Here is a 23,300-nt window from a genome sequence, read left to right as displayed (position 1 = left end):
CATAATCTTTCTGAATTGAGCTGTTAATATTCCGCTTTTTTCTTTTATTCTTAGTACTCAATTAGAAAAAGCGAATTTGTCTAAAACTGCTGTAGAAATATTATCAGAAGGACTCTTTTTCGACAGTGGCTTGAAAGAAATATCATTACCTTCAAACCTAAAAGAGATATCAAACGAAGTTTTTTGTGGAACAAACAATCTACATAACATACAAATAGGTGAATCAACAGTTATAATAGGAAACAAAGCATTCTACCAATCAGGACTGACAGATATCACACATCACAACAATTATCTCTTAATAGACCATATGGCTTTTGGTAATTGCATAAATCTAAAAAATGTCAATAAAGTTTCAGATACAGGAAAAAACGAAGGTGTTATTTCTTCTGGAGCTTTCTACGAATGTACATCACTCACCGAAGTAATATTACCTGATAATATCACCACACTCGAAGGATACACATTCATCGGTTGTGAGAAACTTCAAAAAATCTTCCTCCCCAAAAGTTTAAAATCAATAGGAGATCAAGGTTTAAGAACAAATCACGACGTTCAGACTATAATTTTTAATTCTTCAGACATTCCTGAAATGCACAATATACATGATACTACCATCCCAAATGTTTTGCCCTTTGTAAAGAATATAAATGAAATATTAGTACCCCAACAAAGCGTAGAAGAATATAAAAACAGACTCAGTTCTTATGCAAATAAGATAAAGGGAATATAAAATCAATTATTGCTGTCCAATAAAAATCTAGCAAAACCATAAAAATCGGGCTGACTTCATTTACGAGATCAGCCCATTTTATTAGATTTCTGTTGCCAAACAAAATCAATCCAACTATGGGTATAGCGGACAGCCGCAAAAACAGGGATACAGCCTGGATGAAGCTTCTAAGGTGTGTGGTGCCATCCCAAGACCGGCAAGAAGAAAGGAGGTATAAAGGTACACACTTTCATACATGCCAACGAGGGAGTCCCTTAAGAGATAAAGTTCACTTCGGCAGCGACTAACGATTCTTTCATGTTAAGACTGTCAGTACTGAACAAGGGCGACATAATTGTAATGGACCGTGCATACATTGATTATGAGAAACTGGAAGCTCTTACACAAAGAGAGGTTATGTATGTGACAAGAATGAAGAAGAGCCTGAAATACAAGATTATAGAAGACCGTATATACCAAACAACCGAAGGTCTCATGGAGGTACGTATACAAATACTTCTATGGGGAAAGTGCTAATGCGATTAAAATACAGATCCGGATGACACTTATAGCCACTCAACTCTATATTTTTTGAGAGCGCTTGGAATAACAAAACAATACTCGACCATTGAAAATACAATGATCAAGCGGTATTTTTAATCAATTTTATCGGATAGCAATAGATAAAAATACACAAATAAAAAACGCTTCGTCGTTTCAACTAAAATGAACGGTCATTTAGATTGAAACGACGAAGCGTTTTTTTATGGTAGTTTTTGCGACTATTTTATGAGCTTAAGTTTTATGGTTTTTATGGGGCGGAGATAGTATTTTACGGTTGTCCCTGCCGGTCTGATGTTAGTACTGCCAAATATATTAAATGCATATTCGCCATTTTCACAAAGATACCTGTTTTCTGTATAAAAAATATTATGTCCATTCTCTTCAAGAAATGAATTCAATCCGTTAAGGTCAGTAGAAAAATCCTTATGAAACTCTTCTGCTTCTGTCTTTGTGAAAGTCCTCCATACGGTCATACCGTCAATATCATAGTTTTTTAATATTTGAATGGCCTCTCCTTTCGCGAATTTCCGAAACCACTGATCCGGAGAAATAATTGTTACTATAGCCTCATCAGCCGACTGTGTCTCTACTCTCCATACATAGAAAGGTCCCCAAATGACATCAGCGTTCGGAATTGATTCTACTAAAAAAGTTTCTATTTCATAATCCGGAATATCGACATCACCATCCTCCCCTCCCCCCACAGGAGTTTCATCTTCCAAATCAAGCACTATTTCTTCCTCCATATTCCATCCGCTTATCTGGAATTCGCCATCCATATTCAAACCATTGCCACTTTCTCCACCGTCGCCTTCATAACCACCGGTAAATTTATAAGGCTGTCCTGGCCGGAGTCCATTAATCATAGTATAGCTGTAATTATCCACCTTGTCACCCCTGTCTATACTCACAGAAACAGTGGTCTTTCTCTTTTCTACAGGAAAGAAAAACTTCTGGTCGGAAATCCATTTTCCGTCTTTCTCATAACATTGAATCATTCCGCTTTGTGTATCTTCAGCATAACCACCGCTTATATTATATCCGCTATATACGGGCGAAACACTCACACTGACGCTTTTTACTCCGGAAGGTATATTGGTAAACTCCACTTCCGCCGAAGCCACCACATACGCAGGAACCATGTTCACATCCGTCTGCTTGTCTATCTGAAGCGTTGTATGAGCAGCCCTTAAGGCCTTATCAGACATTGAATTACTTTTCATCGCCACAATCTGTTTTCCGTCAATGCCGTTTTTAAGTACATAACATTCCTCGTCCATGCCTACGAATACACTGATGCCGTACTCACCTTCCGCAAGCGAAAGTTTCATTTCATCCCCCTGCCTGAATGTTTTATCAATTACATTTTTTCCGGCCGCATCCGTACAGAACACTCTGACCGGATATTCCATATCAAAAGCTTCTCCTGCCGCATTTTTCTGGAACTTGATATTAACGTCCATACCGCTTCCACTACCATCTTCAATGGTATATTTGCTACAAGAAGTCAGCAGTAGCATAAAGAGTATATATACCTGATTAAAAGCTTTCATATTCAGACAAATCATTAAATAACAATAACTCCAAAAGATGCGTAATGTACCATACATGCAAGACAAAAAAAATAATAAAGGCCACGGACTATCGGGAATGACAGGCAGTGGCCAATATGGTCAGTGAACAGGCTGTGAACGCCCGGTGGACGAAGAGTGAATTCCATTCGAACGACATTAGAATGGAATTCTAACGGTATTATAACAGCATTTTAATAGCGTTTAATTACTGTTTAAATTGTGTTCATTGGGCGTTCGTTAGCCGTTCATTATGCATTCAATTAAGGATTAGTAGCAACGGGACCTATAATTACAGGTTCTTCTACGGTCCATCCAGTTTCTTTAATATCGAATGACAAGATATTTCCATTAACGGTTACATTGAAGATATAACTGTGTCCGGGAGATAAAACAAATTCCTTATCTGTCATACCATAGTCAATAGTACCATCAGCTAATTTAAGGCCTATAAAATCTGTAGATATGGCTATAGTCTGAGGAACTATAATAGCTTCACCAAAAATATCATTTGTAGAGAAATCATCCGTTAAGACTAAAGGAACCTTTATATCTTGAGCAGTACCGTTTGTAGTCACACTAGCATCATTCATATTGATTGTTCCATTTGGCAATGCCTTGATATACAGTTCCGCACCGCTAAGATTAAGTCCGGCCGGAGCTTTAACTGCTACTTTTATTTTTGTACAAATATGGTTAAATGTAAGTGATACTTGTGGTGAGACACTACTTCCAGTACCTGTGGCATACAATACATCTTCCACATTGCCAAAACCAGTTGTCTCGTCAGTATTCAGATTAAGTTCCACAGTTTCCGGCTTTACAGCTCCATCCTCTCCAAAAAGTGAAGCAGGATAGAAAGCTGAAAAGTTCACTGTTTCCGTGCCTTTATAGAATACATTCTCAGCCGATAGTACTCCGTCCGCATCAGAAGTAAATGTCTTTTTTCCGGTGAAAGGCATTTCTCCTGCACCGGAAGCGTATATAGCAATCTGGTCTTCTTCAGAAAATTTATTTCCTGAAATTCTTGACGCTACTATATCACCATATTCTCCCAAGTTGGTTTGAAACTTGACTTCAACGCTCTCATTGTCCGAACCATTCGGACTGTTTATTTCGTCTTTGCTACATGCTGCAAGGCTTAGCAGACATGATAATAAGTATATTTTTTTCATGATTGTTAATGTTTAAATCAACAGATATTAATTCTTAGTTATTTTAACTCCTAGAGTTAATGGGAATAGTTGTATAGTGTAGTTTCCAGCTTCTCCAATATAAAAATTAAACTTATCGTCCTGTCCTGAATCATAATATTTCGCTTTGGTATCGTTACTATCAAACTCCCTTGCATAAGCTGGCCACCATACATCTTTGGTTTTCTGACACATAAATCTAAACCTACAAGAACCATTATTCAAAGCAACATCACCTGTCCATTTATAAGAGAAAGTTTCTGTATCATAATTGAAATCAACCGCATTCTGTGGTGTCCAAGAACTTAATGAAGAACCATCTCCACATATATATAGTTTTTGAGGTTCAGTTGGAGTTATTGTAACTACATTTGTTTGAACATTAATTATAACTTTATATTTACCTTTTACATATATCCAATAATTAGGAATGTCGCCAATATAATCAGTACAATAAGATACATTACATTTATTACCATCATATATATCACCATTTCTTACATAACCTGGCCATTGTTCATTACTCTGACAACTAAATCTAAATTGCTTACCATTTTGTATATCTCCATCAAAACTTAAATCGTAGCTAAATTCATAAGTTCCAGGAGTATTTGTCATTTCTACAAAATTAGTAGTTTCCCATCCATTTAAAGCATCACCATAAATATACAATGGATTTAAACTCTTCGGAGTAATAGTAACATCCAATGTTTCAATATTAAATTCTATATCGTATGTTCCGGCATGAATAATATTGAAGTTTACATAATTACTTCCAGGATTAGTCTGATGATATTTTGCTTTTAAAACACCATTATTTGATTCATCCTTTCTATAAGATGGCCAATACTTATCTTTACTACAAATAAATATAAACTCACCTTTATTCATCGCTTTGTTCAAATATTTAAATGTTTTTGTTGATGAATCATATTCCAACTCCTCTGCTGCATAAGTACTCCAACCTACAGTAGTTGCATCACCACATATATATAAAGGATCAACTACAGGCTCTGAAGTAGATGTAATTGTAACAATTTTAGTTGTTGGATTTAACGTCACTTTATATTCTCCACTCAAATTCACTGTAAACTTAGGGTCATCTTGATTTTCATAAATCTGAAAATACCCTGCAGTCATATTTCCATCCACATCTGCACCTTTCACATATCCCGGCCAATAAGCATCTGCCTGACATGTAAACTTGAAGTCACCTGAATTACTTATATTTCCTGTCCATGAGTATTCTCCTGTTTCTGTATTATAAGTCATTTTTTGTGCTTCATCAACTGGTAATGCATATCCTTTTTCACTTATAGCACTTCCATAAATATATAGGGTAGGATCTTTCATCACTATATCACCATTCCTTTTTACTTCCATATGGTATTTATATTGATGACCTGATTCAAAAGTTTTCCCTGTAGGAATATCATAACTTACCACCTTATCAGATGTTTTATTATCCTCATTATAGTTGTAACAGAACTTTATAAATGTACTATTTGCCGCATAAGTAGCAGGAGCAACATAAGCCTCACAGTACTGAGGAGCATTAAAATCGTCTGTTCTCTGAGTTCTTATCCTTATAGAAGTTTCTGTGTCAGAATTAGATATTGTTCCTTCTGTAAGATCAAGATTTACAGCATCGTAACAATTCTCGAGGAATACGGCATTTACCAATTTACCTTCATATTCTTCTGGTTGATATGCAATAGATACCTTAGAAAGCAGATGTTTGAAATTCAGAACAATAGGAGTAGCAGTCTTCAACTGATTCTTTACCGACGCATAAAGCAAATCTGAATCGGCATTGCTATCTTTCTGATTTGCACTTATTTTATGGTTTATTGTTGGCAATGCATTACTTTCCTGTAATACAGGCAAATCTGAATATTTGGAGATAGCAACGAAATAAAAGTCCATACCAGAATCCTGAGGATATTTTGGTACATATCCTTCTTTGGCAGTGAATACAAGTATGCCATCTTCACCCTTCGCATAATTACCGAACTTAAATCCGCCGTCGGAATACTGAAGACCTATCACTTCATCCATCAGGCTTGTATTTTGTTCATTAGCAGTAATAAACATAAACAGACATTTGTCCTGAAAGAATGCCTCGATATCCTCTACTGTAGTTTCCGAACTTTCACTTCTGCTGTTTGCTCCCCAACCAATATTAGGCGACATACTCAACACTATCTCTCCGTCCCAATTTTCAGGTGCAGGAGTATTCTCAAACTCCATTTCATTGCTACATGAAGCTACGAGCATCATCAACAATAAAAAGAATAAAGTCTTAAACTGATAAAATTTGTTTGATTTCATATTCTTATTAAATATTGGTTATACATAGGTTTATTGAATCTCAATAGTAAAGTCATTGCTTCCTCCGTCTGTAAAACTTGATATAGTCACTCCCTTAAAATCAAGACCGACTTCATTCAAATCAAGCAAAAAGTCGTAATAATATCCCGGAAGCCAATGGTTGCCAATAGGTTCTTCAGTATCTGGATCTTTACCCAAATCTATTCCTTTATTTATATCATATCCGAAGAAGCCTTCCGATTGAACTGTTGAACCGTCGGAAAGAACAGCTTCTATGTGAAACAGTTCATCATTTTTGATTTCACCACCGGCCACAGTAAGCGTATAAGCCTTCAAAGCTTCGTTGGTATTGACAGAAATACCCGTTCCACCATTAAGCGTCAATACCACTTCTTTGCTGCTACCTTCATAAGTATCAGCATCTTTCTCAGCATCCTTATATGTATATTTATTTCCAAAACAAGCGTATGTAGTAGAAAAAATCTTTAAAGACTTGATAGTTACAGAAGCTGCTCTCTTGTTAGTTACACCAATCCTGAATAATGAAGTTTTCTGTTCAAACTTAAGGCCTGTCTGTATATCTGAGTAATTTCCTGTAGCTACCATTGCAAGACCTGACTTGAGATGCCCGGTATCATTATTGGCACTTTGAGAATAAACGCTTTCAGGAAGTTTAAAAGAGTATGCACCTGAAGAATACGTAAATCCAGTGTTAGGATAGAATGCATAATATTTATCACCATCAGACGGCTTATTGAAATTCTCGCATACGAAATCCGCACTCTTTCCATTCTCTGCTATAGTTTCATTATTAATGGCAAACACCTGACTTGTAGATGCAGACGAGCTGAAATAAATATCAAACTTGTCATCGTTCTGCCACATAAAACTTTTTCCATCTGCATTGTTTACGGTTGCCCTTGATGAAACACTGTTGTCTTGCACCCCTCCTATCTGAGCTTTAATTGTGAAAGCATTATTATCGCTTTCCTGCGACACTACATCATTTTTTTCGCATGAAGATACTCCTAAAGCTAAAGCTATAAATGGAGCAATCCCTAAAAAATCAATATATTTCATATTACTTTAATTATTATTTAATTAATACTTACTTTATTGATTATCCCATACAGAAGTTCCTCCGCCATGAGAAGTTGACGGCAAGAAATCACTACCGGTAACAGAATTGGTTGCTTCATCACCAAAGCTTCCACACATTACACCCTCTGCTTCTAAATCATAGACTGCACACTTGGGTGGTACATAAATGTTTTTACTTAAAGTTTCCATTTGCTATTGTTTTTAAGGTTATTATTTATTTCATATACGCTATAGTAGCCGACTGAGGGGCCACAACAAGTGTTTTTCCTTTCACATCCGAAAGTCCTTTCTCAGGATTTATCTCTCCATCATGACAGACGACACGGTATGTGCCTTCAGGAACTTCCACCTTGGCATTCTTCTTGGTAGCATTCAAGATAACGGTTATATCCTTCCATGCCTCTCCTTCAGGCTGTCCTTTGATTCGGAATGCCACAACACCCTTGGCCGATGGATTAATGAACTCAAGATGTTCATAAACCTTTTCTGCGCTGCCCAAACGGAAAGCAGGATGAGCCTTTCTAAGTGCTATCAGACCGCGGATATACTCGTATGAATCCTGATGTTCTTTCTTCAAACGCCAGTCTATCACGTTGATGGAATCGGGGCTGCAATATGAGTTTTTCACTCCTTTTTTGTCTCGCATAATCTCGTCACCAGTAAAGATAAACGGAACGCCCTGTGATGTAAACACCGCTGTTTCAGCAAGTTTCAGCAAGCGCATACGTTGTTTCACGTCTGCATCAGGAGCAGTAATCTTAAGTCGGTCACCTATACAATGGTCGTCATGGCAGCTTATGTAACTTATCATCTGAGAAGGTTGTGCAGTCCATGACTGAGGCATATCCTTTCTTACTTCCTTAAGTTGCTGATGTGGAAGTGCTGCAGCTATACCAAACATCACTCCTGCCTCATGCCCTTTGCCGTTTGTTACGAATGCACCTTTTGTATCATCACTCCAGGAACCACGCAAGCTGTCACGAAATTCATCACTGAAAGCTGCCACTCCAGGCATTTGCCATGTATTAGCTTTCATTGCAAGTTTTTCAAACGGGTATTTAGGAGAACCTGCCGCCCATCCTTCTCCATAAATGAAGATAGAAGGGTCTATCTTGTCAAGCTCTGTACGAATGGCTTTCATCGTTTCTATATCATGAATTCCCATAAGGTCGAAACGGAAACCATCTACATGATATTCGTTAACCCAGTATTTAACGGATTCTACAATGTATTTGCGCACCATTTCGCGGTCACTCGCTGTCTCGTTTCCGCAGCCTGAACCATTGGCAAATGTTCCGTCATCATTGAAACGATAGAAATATCCGGGAACAGTAAGTTGGAAATTGCTGTTGTCTGTATTGAACGTATGGTTATAAACGACATCCATTATAACCCTGATGCCGGCTTTGTGGAGCGACTGTACCATCTGCTTGAACTCACGGATGCGTACTTCCGGTTTGTAAGGGTCTGTAGAGTACGAGCCATCAGGCACGTTATAATTCTGTGGGTCATATCCCCAATTATACTGCGGTGTATCCAACTTAGTTTCATCTACCGAAGCATAATCATAAGATGGGAGAATATGCACATGAGTAATTCCAAGTTCCTTAAGATGGTCAAGTCCGGTAGTCTGGCCATAGATATTCTTTGTGCCTTCTTCTGTAAGAGCAAGAAACTTACCTTTATTCTTTATGCCTGAAAGACTGTCAACAGAGAAATCGCGGTGATGCATTTCGTAAAGAATGATATCATTGAAGTTTTTCAGCTCCGGACGTTTGTCGTCAGCCCATCCATCAGGATCAGTGTCATCAAAGTTGATTATTGCAGCACGCTTGCCATTTACTCCAACAGCCTTTGCCATAACTCCGGGGGTATCGCCCAGCCATCGTCCGTCAATCTGTACATTGAAAGTATAGAACTTCCCGTGCAAATCCTCATGAACAGTAACAATCCACTGCCCTCCATTCTTTTTTAGCATATCTACAGACCTTATAGGTAAACTATCCAATCCATTATCGTAGATATTAACCTTAACAGCATCTGCAGTTGGAGCCCAAAGCATAAAATTAGTAGATTGTGGAGTATATTCCATTTCCACCCACTCCGTAGAGAATGAAGGATAATCAGCATAAGACTGATATTTAGAAGGATTTCCACAACCGATTGCTGCTACCATAACAGGGAGTGTTAGTATATGTTTTATATTCATCATTTTGATTTTAAGCTTGTTATATCAAGCATATCAAAGGCAAGAAATTCACCTTTGATATGCAATGATTATTAATTATTTGTAGGTACGAAATTAGTATAGATTTTGAAGCTGTGTCCGCCATCAACAACAACATTTTCACCACCGATGCTTGAGTTTTCTGTTCTTCCCGAAATTACATCATAGTATAACGGCCATCCTTCTGGTACTTGCTGCCACTGTGTATCAGCTGTATCTGCAAAGAAACCTATCACAACCATCTTCTTGCCGTTATAAGTTTCTATTTCAAGTCTTCTACCGCCAGTCCAACTTCCTTCATCAACGTTACGAACCTTTATAATTGCTCTTTCATCAAACAGTTCAGGATTACCCTTACGCAGGTTCAGTATCCTTGAGTAGGCCTGATGGAGTGATTTACGTGCAGGATTGTTGAAGTATGTCCAGTCAATAGGTTTTTCATCGGTCTTGCCTTTTTCCATTTCTTCGTTAGTAGTTCCCGCATAGTTTAACAGAGCTGTATCAAACCCTAGTTCACCACCTTGCCATATCATCTTAGGACCAGGAACAGTGAATGTAAATGCTGCAAGGGCTGCCATGCTGTTCATTCTTACTTCTATATCATTTTTGACTATATCAGTACCCCATTCTTTAGCTTTAAAAGCAGCACGTTCTTCATCATGACTTTCAAAATAGCTTACCCAACCTCCTTTGGTTGCTTCATAAATACCTATATTGAACATACCACTAAAGTCACTGTTTTCATTCCAGCCCATCCCGGCCTGGTAATATGGTTCATTTACTTTATTCCAGCACATCATTCCTCTACTTGCTAGTTCGTTTTCTTCGGATGCTTCACACCAATGTTCGCAAATCATTATAGCATCTTTACGTTTGGCTTTAATTGTGTTGTAATAATCAGTCAATATATCGATACGTTGATTATTATATTTATTATCATCACCTTGGCTATCCTGTGTGAATCCTTTTGTCAGGTCAAAGCGGAAACCGTCAACGTGATATTCGTCCATTAAGAACTCTAAATTTCTCTTTATAAATGTTTTTACAAGTTCTGAAGTATGATTAAAATCATGGAATACGCTCTGTGAATGCGGAGCATCAACGTTGAACCATGGATTATTAGCAGCCGTCTTATTGTCGTCACTGTTCCAATACAAGCGTGCGAACGGATGCGCCCCTGTCGCATGATTATAAACCACATCAAATATAACAGCCATATTGCGTCTGTGGCACTCGTCAATGAACTTTTTGTACATATCCTTTGTACCGTATGCCTTATCCATAGCAAAATAGAAACAAGGATTGTATCCCCAACTGCTATTGCCCTCAAATTCCTGCACCGGCAAAAGTTCAATAGCCGTAACTCCAAGTTCACTGAGATAGTCAAGTTTCTGAATAGCTCCGTTAAGGTCTTTTGTCTCAGAGAAATCACGCAACAGCAACTCATATATCACCAGGCTGTTCTTGTTCTTTATTCTGTAACCATCGTATGCCCATGAATATTCATCCTTGTTTATTTTGAACGTAGATACTATTCCGGCACCCTTTGACGGATATACCATTTGTGATGATGGATATGTATATTCAGGAATATACGGGTCGCTTCCAGCATCAAGAATTTTTTCAGTATATGGGTCGGCAAGCCTTAACTCTGTATCTTTTTTACCTTCTACTTCACTTCTGATACCAAGGTAATACTGGAATGCGTATTCTTTGTTCGCATCAAGCCCATTGAGAATTATCCACCAGCAACCGGCTGTTTCATCATAAAACATCTGCGATGTTTCATCGTTGGCACGTTTCCAGTTATTGAAATTTCCCATCACATATGCATAATCATAAACACGTTTTCCTTGATTATTTTTTTCATAAAGGACAAGTGCCACTGTACTGTTATCTATTATGTTTATTCCGTGCTGCAGCCCTGCAGGCATGTCTTTCATTTCCGGTTCAGCAGGAGTAAAACCAACATATTTATTATCAATTATATCCTCAAAATGGTCGGCCGGTTCACCTTTTTCTCCATCTGAAGTACGGATAATGAGTCCCAACTGTTCTACAGGAGTAGAACCACTGCCAAACCAATCTCTTATACTCGGACCAAGAGTTATTTTCCAGACATTCTCCTTCACGAGTTTCATTTTACATTTTTCCGTATCCTCGTCCCATCCTGCAGGAACATACATCCATGTACCTTCAGAGATGACACCGGCATGAAGATAACAATCCTTATCGTATCCCAACAAAGGAGAATCTTCTTCACCATCATCTGTTTCGACTTTCAATCCGTTGGCATTAAAGTAGATATCAAGCGGCAGGTCTGCATCAGGAAGATTGCCGCTTTGGTCTTTAGGATTAAGATTAAATCCAGGCTCCAGAAGACTGACATCAATGTCATCTTCTACCACTGTGGAGTTACCATTGTCCTCTATAGGAAGGAGTTCAGGTATCTGTTCGTCACTGCATGAGTATAAATACGGCAACGACAAAAGCAGTGAGAATATATATATATAAGTCTTTTTCATAAGATTATTGTTTCATTAATATGATTATTTTTTTATTACAACAACATATTGTACAGGCTTGTTAAAATACCATCTTATCTCATACTTGCCACCTTCGCTAACAGTAAATTTGTTGTTTTTGCTTTTCTCGAAATGTCCCTCTACGTCCGAAGGATGGATTTCAAAACCATTCATGAATGACTTGATAACCCACTCTTCACCAGCCTTCAACTCAATATCAGAATGTGGATGAGCATACCATTCATTATTATCTCTAAGAATATCCATCTCATCACCATATAATGAATAGTCATTGAAATCACCGATAACCTTCCATCTCTTTTCCTCATTCTCCATTTTGAGCTTTCCGGTAGATGTATCAAAAGTTACAAGATAACTTGTATTGTCTCCACTACCATAGGATGTAACATTGTTATCGAAACCTCCAAGCGTCATTTTGCCATCTACAATTGGCGTACCCCACCATGATTCGCCATGATTTATCTTCCAGCCATTTGTCAAATTATAAGCCATTATCTGAGCTTTATAACTACCGTCTTTCTGTTTATACAACTTTTGTGCATATTCTTTAACCCAATCACCCGTATCATCATTTACACACTGATAATATCCTCCGATAAAGTATATTGATTCTGTATCATCCTGTATTTCAGTATATGTGAATTGTACTTTCAGAACCGAGGATACTGAGTTTATAACAATATTGTCATAATAAGCCTTCACCCTAAAGTATAATGTTATAGGCGACGATAATGAGACCTCAGGCAAAACTATTTGCTGGTACTTCACAGCTTTATTTAACACATCAGACAAGATGTCAAACTTTGCCTCTGCGATATCTGAAGCTATAACACTTCTTTGTGAGAATTCCGGATTAAGTGACATTTCCAACTGATATTTTGCTCCTGTCAACGGTGTCCATGAGAACGAATGGATATCATTGTTATAAGTATAGTCCAATTCAATATCCTCAGATTTCGCCATAACATTTATAGTAATCGTTTCAGACTGAAACTCTACAGGATAATTGTTCTTTGTAGCATTGATTGATAATTCTATATCTGTTCCGTTTCCACTTACAGACATATCGTATTTTTCCAACAGGCTTAAAACCGCTGCATTCAGTTCTTTGTAAGTTATGTCAATATTATTCTGATTTTTAACAGTTGCGACAGTCGTTTTCTTCAATATACTATATCCTTCAACCTCCGGTTTCATATTTATAACAACATTATAAGTAATTCCGGCATTATCGCCAAGGTATGCAGGTGTCCATGCAAGTGACAAAGCAACGGCATTGACATCAGTTGCATTCAGATTTATATACTCTATTTCTGTTGTAGTAATAACCGGAGCCTTATAGCCAGTTGACTCATTGTCATAAGGAGTTATCAATGAAGAAACAATATTCGAAACCAAAGGCGATTTAGAGTCAGATATAGAAGAAGAAACTCTAAATTGCAAATTTGTTGGTCCCAATGTATAATTTCCATTTTCATCGGCATAATTCTTTAATAAAGCTATTATCTGATCATTCAGTTCTTTATTTGTCAAACTCACTTCACTTCCTTTTCCGGCATTGGAATATAGCGTAATCTTATTATTGCCAAAGTTATTCTCTGAAGCAATATCCATTTCCAAATTATTTGTTATTGCCGCATTATACCCTACATTAGCTTGCTCCCATTTAAAAGATAGTGCTACTTCTTCAGGCTTAAGGTTGTCGATTATGATATTTTCTGTAATATTTTCCAAAACGGCAGGCTTTGCCTGACTTTCGGAATAGTATGACTTTTCCAAATCGCTTTCACAAGATTGCAGCAATATCAATCCTGTAAATAATGCCAAACTATTATATATATGTTTCATATGTCCTTAATTTATAATTATTAATATCCCTCATTCTGATGTAAATTACCATTTACACTAATATCACTTACTGGAATTGGGAACAAATTGTATTTATCGTCAACACCTACTCCTGATATTACACCGCCTTTTTCAGCCCAGGTATAAGAATTTGAAGTAAACAATCCGAAACGTATAAGGTCTGTACGTCTGGTTGCTTCCCAATAAAGTTCACGACAACGTTCGTTAAGAATATTTCCGTATGCTACGCTGGCTCTTGAGGCACTGACAGAAGTATTTTCAGTTAACCAACTTTCTGTTACTTCGCTATAAGCTGTATTTGCACGTTTGCGCAAATTCTGTATATATTCAACAGCTTTAGATGTACTTCCACCTTCACCACCTCTGGCTACAGCTTCTGCATACATCAGATATACTTCACCAAGTCTAAACAACGGGAAATCTGTATCCGGGAATGTGGTATTTTTTCCAGGTGTTCCATCACCATTGAGATTTGAATATTTATAGACAGCCCATCCTTCTTCTGTAAATGTACCTATAGCAGAGGTTGTAATATCAAGGCTTCTTCCTTCGCTATAGAATATAGCCCTATTGTCGAATGAGTTTATATTGTCAGCGGTCCAGGCAGATTCTTCAGCATCGTAATTAAAAGCACGAATCAAATTGCCAGTAGCACGGAAGCCGTCCCATCCACCGTTACATCCATAGTTTTTTACGGTTCCTTCGCTTCCTGAACGTGAACCGAGGATTATGGCACCAATACCATATGACTGTGTTGTATTACCGTCTGCTATTACAGGGAATATTATTTCTTTTCTGGCATCTGCATTTTCGCCATTATCTGCCATAAAAAGTTCAGCGTAATCATCTGCAAGCTCATACGAGTTGCTTGTTATTATATTATTACATGCAGTAATACAGTCTGTATATCGTTTGGTTCCGGTATATATTTCCGAGTTCAGATACATCCTTGCCAAAAGGAAATCTACACAATGCTGGTCTGCACGTCCGTATTCATCAGTCATTTCCGGCAATGAAGATTTTATCGTATTAAGTTCTCCCTCAATCCAATCGAACAAATCCGCACGTTTGATTTGTTCCGGCAGTGAAGAACCGGTTTCTTCTGTTGCGAAAGGAGGATTACCAAATGCATCCATCAATACATAATATGCCAATGCACGACAGAAACGAGCTTCTGCATTATATCTTTCACGATCCACACCTTCAGGAGCATTTGGCAATTGTTTAAGATAGTCGTTTACAAGACTTACAATATACATTGAACGGTGATACAAACCTTCCATCGGTTCTACTTCGGCTGTATTCCATATCATACCGTTTACCTGAGTTACCCAACTGTCGCCCCAGGCACATTTAGCTTCATCTGTAGTATTTTCCTGAAGTGTCCACCAACAACGCAACAATACAGTATTTCCGGCATCCATACCTTCAAGGTCTGAAGCACCTGCATTATCCTGACCTGACAATGCCCATACTGAATATATCTTCTTAAGTCCCTGCAAGTAACTTTCGGGAGTGGAATATGCATCTTCAGCTGTCATGATATTAGGATCAAGAGGCATAACATCAAGATCGCCAATACAGCTGCACATCAGGCTCATTGCCGATGCCAATATAGTAGTTTTTATATAGTTCACTTTCATGATATTATAATTTAAAAGTTAAGATTCAATCCTAAAGTAAATGTTCTTGGGCGTGGCCAGATGTTCTGGTCAATTGCGTTACATTCAGGGTCAAGACCTGAATATTTTGTAATTGTAAACACATTCTGTACAGAGGCGCTTATACGTCCGGAAAGTTTGTCTGTAAACAGTTTCTTGAATGTATATCCAAGTGTTATATTATCCATTTTCAGGAATGACGCATTCTCAAGGAACAAGTCACTTGCTTTCTGTTCGTTTGTACTTGTCTGTGTAAATCCTGTCATCTCAACTGCTGTTTTATAATAGTTGGATATAGAACCCTGATTTGAGAATGAGTTTAGAGAACCTCCATCTGCTGCACTTGCATTATAAACATAATTTCCTATGCTTGCACGAAGATTAAAGCCAAGATCCCAATTCTTATAAGTGAACTGTGAATTCAATCCCATATAAAAATCTGCCATCGGACTCTTGTTTGTCATATATCTGTCGTCTGCAGTAATCTGACCATCATTATTTCTATCAACAAAAGCATTCTGTACAGGTTTACCGTTTTCATCATACACTTGCTGGAAAAGCCAGAATGTTGATGGTGCATATCCTACCTGATGCTTCTGAAGGACTGTACCAGAACCATAAGAAGCAGAACCGGCATCTATACCCTCATAATCAGGGTTGAAATTTGCTGTAAGTTTTGTTATCTTACTTGTGTTCCATGTAATGTTATATCCCAAGTTCCATGAGAAATCCTTTGTCTGAATGGCTACGGCATTGATATTGAACTCAAGACCTTCATTCTTCATAGAACCTACGTTAGCTGTAACCAAGTTAGTGTAGTTACTACCAGCCGGAACACTTACTGTGTTAAGCAGGTCCTTAGTATGCTTCTGATAATATTCGATACTACCGTTAATCCTGTTGTTCAGGAATCCATAGTCTATACCTATATTATATGTAGTAGTCTGTTCCCACTTCAAATCAGGGCTATATCCTTTAGGCTTCAGAAGATAAGAACCCATATATTGAGTGTTTGGACTTGTACTCAAGGCGTACTGTGTAAGGTAAAGGTAATCTCCGATTTCCTGCTGACCTGTTACACCATAACCTACACGTAGTTTGAGGTTTGAAAGAACATCTGTTGCCTTTTCCATAAACGGTTCGTTTATGATGCTCCATGCCAAAGCTGCAGAAGGGAAAAGTCCCCAACGATTGCTCTTGCTGAAACGTGAAGAACCGTCATTACGCAAAGTCACAGTAAGAAGGTATTTGTCCATAAGTCCGTAGTTCAAACGGCCGAAGAATGAAACAAGGTAGTTTTCCCATGGAGAAGGATAACAATTGTTTTTAATATATCTTCCTTCTGCATCACTGTATGTCCAGCCTTCCTTATTACCCATATTTTCAACCGGATTTGACTTGTTTATACTATAATCCTTATAATAGAAATGCTGCCATGAATAACCGGCCATTACATTGATATTACTCTGTATTGATTTCAAGTCCTTTACATAGTTCAAATAGAAGTCCAACAAAAGGTTACGACGCAAATTGTTCCAGTTGTTTCCCTGTCCAATGTTCTTGAAATCTGTATCTTTTGCAGCTTGGAAAGAACCCGGATTCACATAATTACCTCCGTTGGTTTCAGCCCAGTCGTATCCAAGGTTCAGATTTGCGTGAAGGTCTTCAAGGCCATGAAACTTATAATCCAACTGTACGTTACCCAAACTACGTTTTGTCTTACCGGAATTATTTACATCATAAAGCAAAGACAATGGGTTTACGGCAGAAAGTGTATTCGGATTGTTTTCTCCGTTACTCCAGTTCCAGTAGCCATTAAAATTGTATATTTTACTTGCATAAGCAGGATCTGCTGTATCGATACCATATATAGGTTTTGTAGGATCATAGAATGCAGCTGCTCCTACAGCACCGGAATCAGCAAAACGGTTATTGTTTATCGTTCCTTTTACATTTACATCTACACTAAGATGATTGTCGAAGAATTTTGGGCTCAAATTCAATGAGAGTGTATATCGTTCGTAATCAGAAGTTTTGAGAGTTCCACGTTCTTTATTATAACCAAATGAGACACGGAATGGAAGGAAACCGACTTTTCCAGCTACAGCTATATTCTGGTCTGTACTCATACCACCCTGATAGATTGCATCCTGCCAGTCTGTAGATTGTTCTGGATACATATTAATCAGATTTCTTGCTGCATCTCCGAGGGCTGTTCCTTCAGCATACTGCTGCGTAACAGCCTGACGGAACTCGTCTGCACCCATAACTTCTATTCTCTTATAAGGATCTTTGTATGTATATGTACTATTGTAAGAAACCTTAATTTTGTCCTGTGTACCCTTCTTTGTAGTAATAATAATTACACCGTTTGATGCACGCGAACCGTAAATAGCTGTAGCAGATGCATCTTTAAGTACAGTAAATGTTTCTATATCATTCGGGTTTATAGTTCCAAGTGCATTTGATGTTCCAGGAGCTGCATCATTTGACACAGGAATACCATCGATCACTATCAATGGGTCATTACTGGCATTCAATGATGCTCCGCTACGGATACGGATAGTTGAACCGGAACCAGGACCACCATCACCCTGATTGATTGAAAGTCCCGGAACTTTACCCATAATCAGTTCCTGCGGTGATGTAACAGCTCCCTTATTCATTTCTTCAGCTTTGATAGCTACAACAGAACCGCTAAGGTCTTCTTTCTTTACACTACCGTAACCGATTACAACCACGTCTTCCAATAATTGTGTATCATCTGTCAATACCACATCCATCTGTTCAGCAGCAGGAAGTTCCTGTGATTTATAGCCGATAAATGAAAATACAATGATATCACCCTTATTTGCCTGAAGGGTAAAATTACCATCAAAGTCAGTTATTGTACCGTTAGTAGTACCTTTGACAACAATGTTTGCTCCAATAACAGCCTCACCGGTTTTATCTTTCACAACTCCGTTTACAGTAATGGATTGCGAAAAGGCCTTAACCGACATCAGAATTCCTGCCAGAAATACCAACAAGAATTTTCCGTTCAATTTTAAATCTTTTGCTATCATGTTATTAATCTAAAGTGTTAATGTATAATCTTATAAAGTAACTATTGAAAACTTTTATAAAAAGGAATATACCTATTGAAAACTTACATTCTACCCTAATAAAACATCTTTCTCTGATTTTCTTGATTATTACGGATTTATATAATAATCCGTATAAAAAGTCAAAGTCCCGTACGAACTGAAGGAGCGTATCCGTAAAGGAACGGATATAGAAGGTTTTACTTCGTCGGATGTACTATACTTGATAATGCCTGACAGATTTTCAAATGGTAATCCGGATAATGATATTATTCCGGGAATGCTTGAAAACAAGGTTGACTGTAATGAGCAGTTCGGACGTCACGGTGGCGATTTCAAAGGAATATCAGAGCATTTGGATTATATTTCAGACCTTGGAGTAACTGCCATCTGGCTTAATCCTACACAAGAAAACGATATGAAGGACGGCTCCTATCATGGATATGCCATAACAGACTATTATCAGATAGACAGACGTTTTGGTACAAATGAAGAATTCTGCAATCTTGTTAATGAGGCTCATGGAAAGGGACTCAAGGTCGTGATGGATATGATTTTCAATCATTGCGGTAGTGAGAATTATCTTTTTAAGGATAGACCTCAGGATGATTGGTTTAATTTCCGTTCAAATTATGTCCAGACATCGTTCAAGACAGCGAGTGTAATGGATATCCATGCATCGGATTATGAGAAAGCTATTGCAACAGACGGATGGTTCACACAGGTGATGCCCGATTTGAACCAGCGCAACCGTCATGTGGCACGCTATCTTATTCAGAGCAGTATCTGGTGGATAGAATATGCCGGTATAAACGGAATACGTCAGGATACGCATCCTTATGCCGACTATGACTTTATGTCAACCTGGTGTAAGGAAGTTCTTGAGGAATATCCTCATTTCAATATTGTGGGTGAAACATGGCTTAACAGTAATGTGCTTGTTTCCTATTGGCAGAAGGATAGTAAATTGGCTGCCCCTAAGAACTCAAATCTGCCTACAGTGATGGATTTTCCTCTCACCGATCTTATGGGTAAGGCTTTCGATGAAGAAACAACAGAATGGTCAGGCGGACTTTACAGACTGTATGATTATCATACGCAGGACCTGATATATGCAAATCCTATGAATCTTCTTATCTTCCTTGACAATCATGATACTTCACGTTTCTGCAAGAATGAAGAAGATGCAAATAATATAGTACGTTATAAACAGGCTATTACTTACCTTCTTACTACACGTGGCATACCTCAGATATATTATGGAACAGAGATACTTATGGCAGCCGACAAGAGCGAAGGTGACGGTTGTCTTCGTCGTGATTTTCCAGGTGGATGGAAAGGTGATAAAGTAAACTGTTTCACTGCCGAAGGCCGTACAGATTTGCAAAATGAGGTTTTCGATTATACACGCAAGCTTCTGAACTTCAGAAAAAACAATGAAGCCATTTGTAAAGGTACAATGAAACATTTCTCTATTTGCAAGGGAGTATATGTCTATGAAAGGAAATACAATGATAAATCTGTTGTAGTGTTTATGAACGGTACTGACGAAAAACAGACATTAAGTCTTGTTCCGTATAGAGAAATACTTCCTTCTTCCTCAGCTACAGATTTCATTAGTGGAAAGAATGTTGTTTTGGATGAAGAAATAACACTTGGCAGTCGTGAAACATTGCTTTTGATATTCTAAAATCATTTATAAAAACGCTGGATATGTGTAAGCGTTAAATATCACATATCCAGTGATTTAATAGACGGAAAACCTTTAGAAAAGTTTATATTTTATTTCTAATTCGAGAAAAGCACAATTAAGAGCCATACATTTGCACCAAAGAGTTTTTTTAACCTGATTACTAAACACTAAAATACCTGAAAAGCTATGAACCTTAAAAGTATTTTTTCATTTACATCATTAATCAGTTTTGCCTTGGTGGTGAATGCTCAGAAACTGACTTCTCCTGATGGCAATTTCATTATGAATTTCAGCCTTAATCAGGAAGGTGCACCTGTTTATGAACTCACTTATAAAGATAAGGCTGTAATAAAACCAAGTACATTGGGACTTGAACTTAAAAAGGAGGACGCCAATAAGAAAACAACTTTCGACTGGAAGGAGCGTACTGACAAAGATCAGCTGGATGCGAAAACCAACCTTATGACAGGTTTTATCATTAAAGATACAGCAACATCTACTTTCGATGAAACATGGAAACCTGTATGGGGAGAAGAAAGCGAAATCCGCAACAATTACAATGAACTGGCAGTAACTCTTGAACAGCCTGAAAACGACCGTCATATTATTATCCGTTTCCGCCTGTTCAACGACGGTTTAGGATTCCGTTATGAATTTCCACAGCAGAAAAATCTTAACTATTTCGTAATAAAGGAAGAACATTCACAGTTTGCAATGGCAGGCGACCATACAGCTTTCTGGATTCCCGGAGATTATGATACACAGGAATACGATTACACGACTTCTCGTTTGAGCGAAATTCGTGGAAAAATGAAAGATGCCATCACACCTAATTCTTCACAATACGTATTCTCGCCAACCGGTGTACAAACAGCTTTGATGATGAAGACCGATGACGGACTTTACATCAATCTTCATGAAGCAGCATTGATAGAATACTCTTGTATGCATCTTAATCTTGATGATAAGAATATGATTTTCGAGTCATGGCTTACATCGGATGCCAGAGGAGACAAGGGATATATGCAGACTCCTTGTGTATCGCCTTGGAGAACAATTATAGCCGGTGATGACGCACGAAACATTCTTGCTTCAAGAATAACTCTTAATCTGAACGAGCCATGTAAAATAGAGGATACATCATGGATTCATCCTGTGAAATATGTAGGTGTATGGTGGGATATGATTACAGGAAAAGGCTCTTGGGCATATACCGACGAAGTACCAAGCGTGAAACTTGGTATCACAGACTATTCAAAAACCAAGCCTAACGGAAAACATTCGGCAAACACTGAGAATGTAAAAAGATATATAGATTTTGCTGCCGACAATGGATTTGATGCTGTACTCGTAGAAGGATGGAACGAAGGTTGGGAAGACTGGTTCGGTAAGACAAAGGATTATGTATTCGATTTTGTTGCACCTTATCCTGATTTCGATGTACAGGAAATTCACAGATACGCTGCAAGCAAAGGCATAAAAATGATGATGCACCATGAAACTTCATCCTCTGCAAGAAATTACGAACGCCATATGGATAAGGCATATCAGTTTATGGTGGATAATGGATATAACTCTGTTAAGAGCGGATACGTTGGCGATATCATACCTCGTGGAGAGCATCATTACGGACAATGGATGGTTAATCACTATCTGTATGCAGTGACAAAAGCAGCTGATTACAAGATTATGGTAAATGCTCATGAAGCAGTACGTCCTACCGGAATATGCCGTACATATCCTAACCTGATAGGAAATGAATCTGCACGTGGAACAGAATACGAGTCTTTCGGTGGAAACAATGTTAATCACACGACAATTCTTCCGTTTACACGTCTTATCGGAGGCCCTATGGACTATACACCGGGTATATTCGAGATGGATTGCAGCAAGATGAATCCTACCAACAACTCACAGGTACGCAGTACACTTGCACGTCAGTTGGCTCTATATGTTACTATGTACAGTCCTTTGCAGATGGCTGCCGATATACCTGAAAACTATGAGCGTTTCATGGATGCTTTCCAGTTTATAAAAGATGTTGCAATCGATTGGGATGAAAGTAAATATCTTGAAGCGGAACCGGGTGAATATATCACTATTGCACGCCGTGCGAAAGGTACAGACGATTGGTATTTGGGATGTACAGCAGGATATAACGGACATAAATCAGACCTCAAACTTGATTTCCTGACTCCTGGCAAGAAATATGAAGCCACTATTTATGCGGATGCTAAAGGAACAGCATGGAACAACAATCCCCAGGCATATACTATCACAAAAAAGAAAGTTACAAACAAATCTAAGTTGAAACTTACAGCCGGAGTCGGTGGCGGTTATGCGATTTCTATAAAAGAGATAAAATAGTCATATAAGTTTTGATAATTTTCTCTTGTAGAAGAGTGAAAGTTCGTACGGGACTTTCGTCACTTTGCGTCCTTTCTTAAGAACTATGTCGAATTTCTGAGGACATGCTTCCTTCAAATCCAGATAAAGTATAAGGTAATTGGAATTGGCCTGTCTGACTACTTCTTTCAGATATACATCGGAACTTGTCAGGCTAACGTCTGAGGATGAAATATCCTCACCATAAAGCAGAACCTGAAGTTCGGTATTTTTCATTCCGGCCCACCAAAATGTCGGAGCCACTTTTTTGATTGAGGCCTGTACCGGAGTCTTAAATCCTAAAAATGAAAATACAGCCACAATGATTAACAGTGTTTGTTTCATGATATTTTAATATTAATAT

The 23,300-nt window shown here is 38.0% G+C and carries 13 protein-coding genes and 2 pseudogenes; 4 read left to right on the top strand and 11 right to left on the bottom strand.

What is annotated here, in order from left to right; all coding sequences use genetic code 11:
- The first annotated feature begins 28 nt into the window (after nt 1-28).
- Together QZ379_RS06865 and QZ379_RS06860 are read left to right on the top strand one after the other, a co-directional pair.
- The gene (locus QZ379_RS06865) at nt 29-733 is read left to right on the top strand and encodes a leucine-rich repeat domain-containing protein (RefSeq protein WP_291562234.1); all 705 of its coding nucleotides are present in this window, start codon (nt 29-31) and stop codon (nt 731-733) included.
- A 297-nt stretch (nt 734-1,030) separates the two neighbouring features.
- On the top strand, nt 1,031-1,249 hold the full coding sequence (locus QZ379_RS06860) for a transposase (protein ID WP_291562226.1): 219 nt from the start codon (nt 1,031-1,033) through the stop codon (nt 1,247-1,249).
- 245 nt (nt 1,250-1,494) lie between these two features.
- Here QZ379_RS06860 and QZ379_RS06855 read toward each other — a convergent pair whose 3' ends face one another.
- From QZ379_RS06855 to QZ379_RS06810, 10 genes are all read right to left on the bottom strand, one after another.
- Entirely contained in the window at nt 1,495-2,829 is a 1,335-nt protein-coding gene (locus QZ379_RS06855; protein WP_291562223.1) for a hypothetical protein, read from the bottom strand.
- Between the two features lie 281 nt (nt 2,830-3,110).
- Nucleotides 3,111-4,022, bottom strand: coding sequence for a fimbrillin family protein (locus QZ379_RS06850; RefSeq protein ID WP_291562221.1), 912 nt, complete (start codon nt 4,020-4,022; stop codon nt 3,111-3,113).
- Between the two features lie 27 nt (nt 4,023-4,049).
- Entirely contained in the window at nt 4,050-6,320 is a 2,271-nt protein-coding gene (locus tag QZ379_RS06845; protein ID WP_291562218.1) for a fimbrillin family protein, read from the bottom strand.
- A gap of 81 nt (nt 6,321-6,401) precedes the next feature.
- Entirely contained in the window at nt 6,402-7,451 is a 1,050-nt protein-coding gene (locus QZ379_RS06840; RefSeq protein ID WP_291562215.1) for a hypothetical protein, read from the bottom strand.
- Between the two features lie 33 nt (nt 7,452-7,484).
- Nucleotides 7,485-7,661 (bottom strand): hypothetical protein, encoded by a 177-nt coding sequence (locus QZ379_RS06835; RefSeq protein WP_291562211.1) that lies wholly within the window; start codon nt 7,659-7,661, stop codon nt 7,485-7,487.
- 25 nt (nt 7,662-7,686) lie between these two features.
- The gene (pulA, locus tag QZ379_RS06830) at nt 7,687-9,681 is read right to left on the bottom strand and encodes a type I pullulanase (protein WP_291562231.1); all 1,995 of its coding nucleotides are present in this window, start codon (nt 9,679-9,681) and stop codon (nt 7,687-7,689) included.
- A gap of 71 nt (nt 9,682-9,752) precedes the next feature.
- Entirely contained in the window at nt 9,753-12,224 is a 2,472-nt protein-coding gene (locus QZ379_RS06825; RefSeq protein ID WP_291562208.1) for an alpha-amylase family glycosyl hydrolase, read from the bottom strand.
- A gap of 24 nt (nt 12,225-12,248) precedes the next feature.
- Entirely contained in the window at nt 12,249-14,093 is a 1,845-nt protein-coding gene (locus QZ379_RS06820) for a SusE domain-containing protein (protein WP_291562205.1), read from the bottom strand.
- 20 nt (nt 14,094-14,113) lie between these two features.
- Nucleotides 14,114-15,757, bottom strand: coding sequence for a RagB/SusD family nutrient uptake outer membrane protein (locus QZ379_RS06815; protein WP_291562203.1), 1,644 nt, complete (start codon nt 15,755-15,757; stop codon nt 14,114-14,116).
- An 11-nt stretch (nt 15,758-15,768) separates the two neighbouring features.
- Complete coding sequence (locus tag QZ379_RS06810) at nt 15,769-18,840, bottom strand: TonB-dependent receptor (protein WP_291562200.1); 3,072 nt, start codon at nt 18,838-18,840, stop codon at nt 15,769-15,771.
- A 166-nt stretch (nt 18,841-19,006) separates the two neighbouring features.
- Between QZ379_RS06810 and QZ379_RS06805 the strand changes: the two are divergent.
- Both QZ379_RS06805 and QZ379_RS06800 read left to right on the top strand, forming a co-directional pair.
- Nucleotides 19,007-20,548 (top strand): annotated as a pseudogene (locus QZ379_RS06805) (alpha-amylase family glycosyl hydrolase); the annotation flags it as partial.
- A 189-nt stretch (nt 20,549-20,737) separates the two neighbouring features.
- Nucleotides 20,738-22,918 carry a glycoside hydrolase family 97 protein gene (locus QZ379_RS06800; protein ID WP_291562197.1) on the top strand — a complete coding sequence of 727 codons (2,181 nt, stop codon included), beginning with the start codon at nt 20,738-20,740 and terminating at the stop codon, nt 22,916-22,918.
- A 39-nt stretch (nt 22,919-22,957) separates the two neighbouring features.
- Here the strand turns inward: QZ379_RS06800 and QZ379_RS06795 are convergent.
- Nucleotides 22,958-23,281 (bottom strand): annotated as a pseudogene (locus tag QZ379_RS06795) (cyclomaltodextrinase N-terminal domain-containing protein); the annotation flags it as partial.
- Between the last annotated feature and the right edge of the window lie 19 nt (nt 23,282-23,300).

Source organism: Bacteroides sp. (assembly GCF_019417265.1).
GTDB lineage: Bacteria > Bacteroidota > Bacteroidia > Bacteroidales > Bacteroidaceae > Phocaeicola.
The sequence above is the reverse complement of the archived record's forward strand: the minus strand, read 5'-3'. Positions and strand labels throughout refer to the sequence as shown.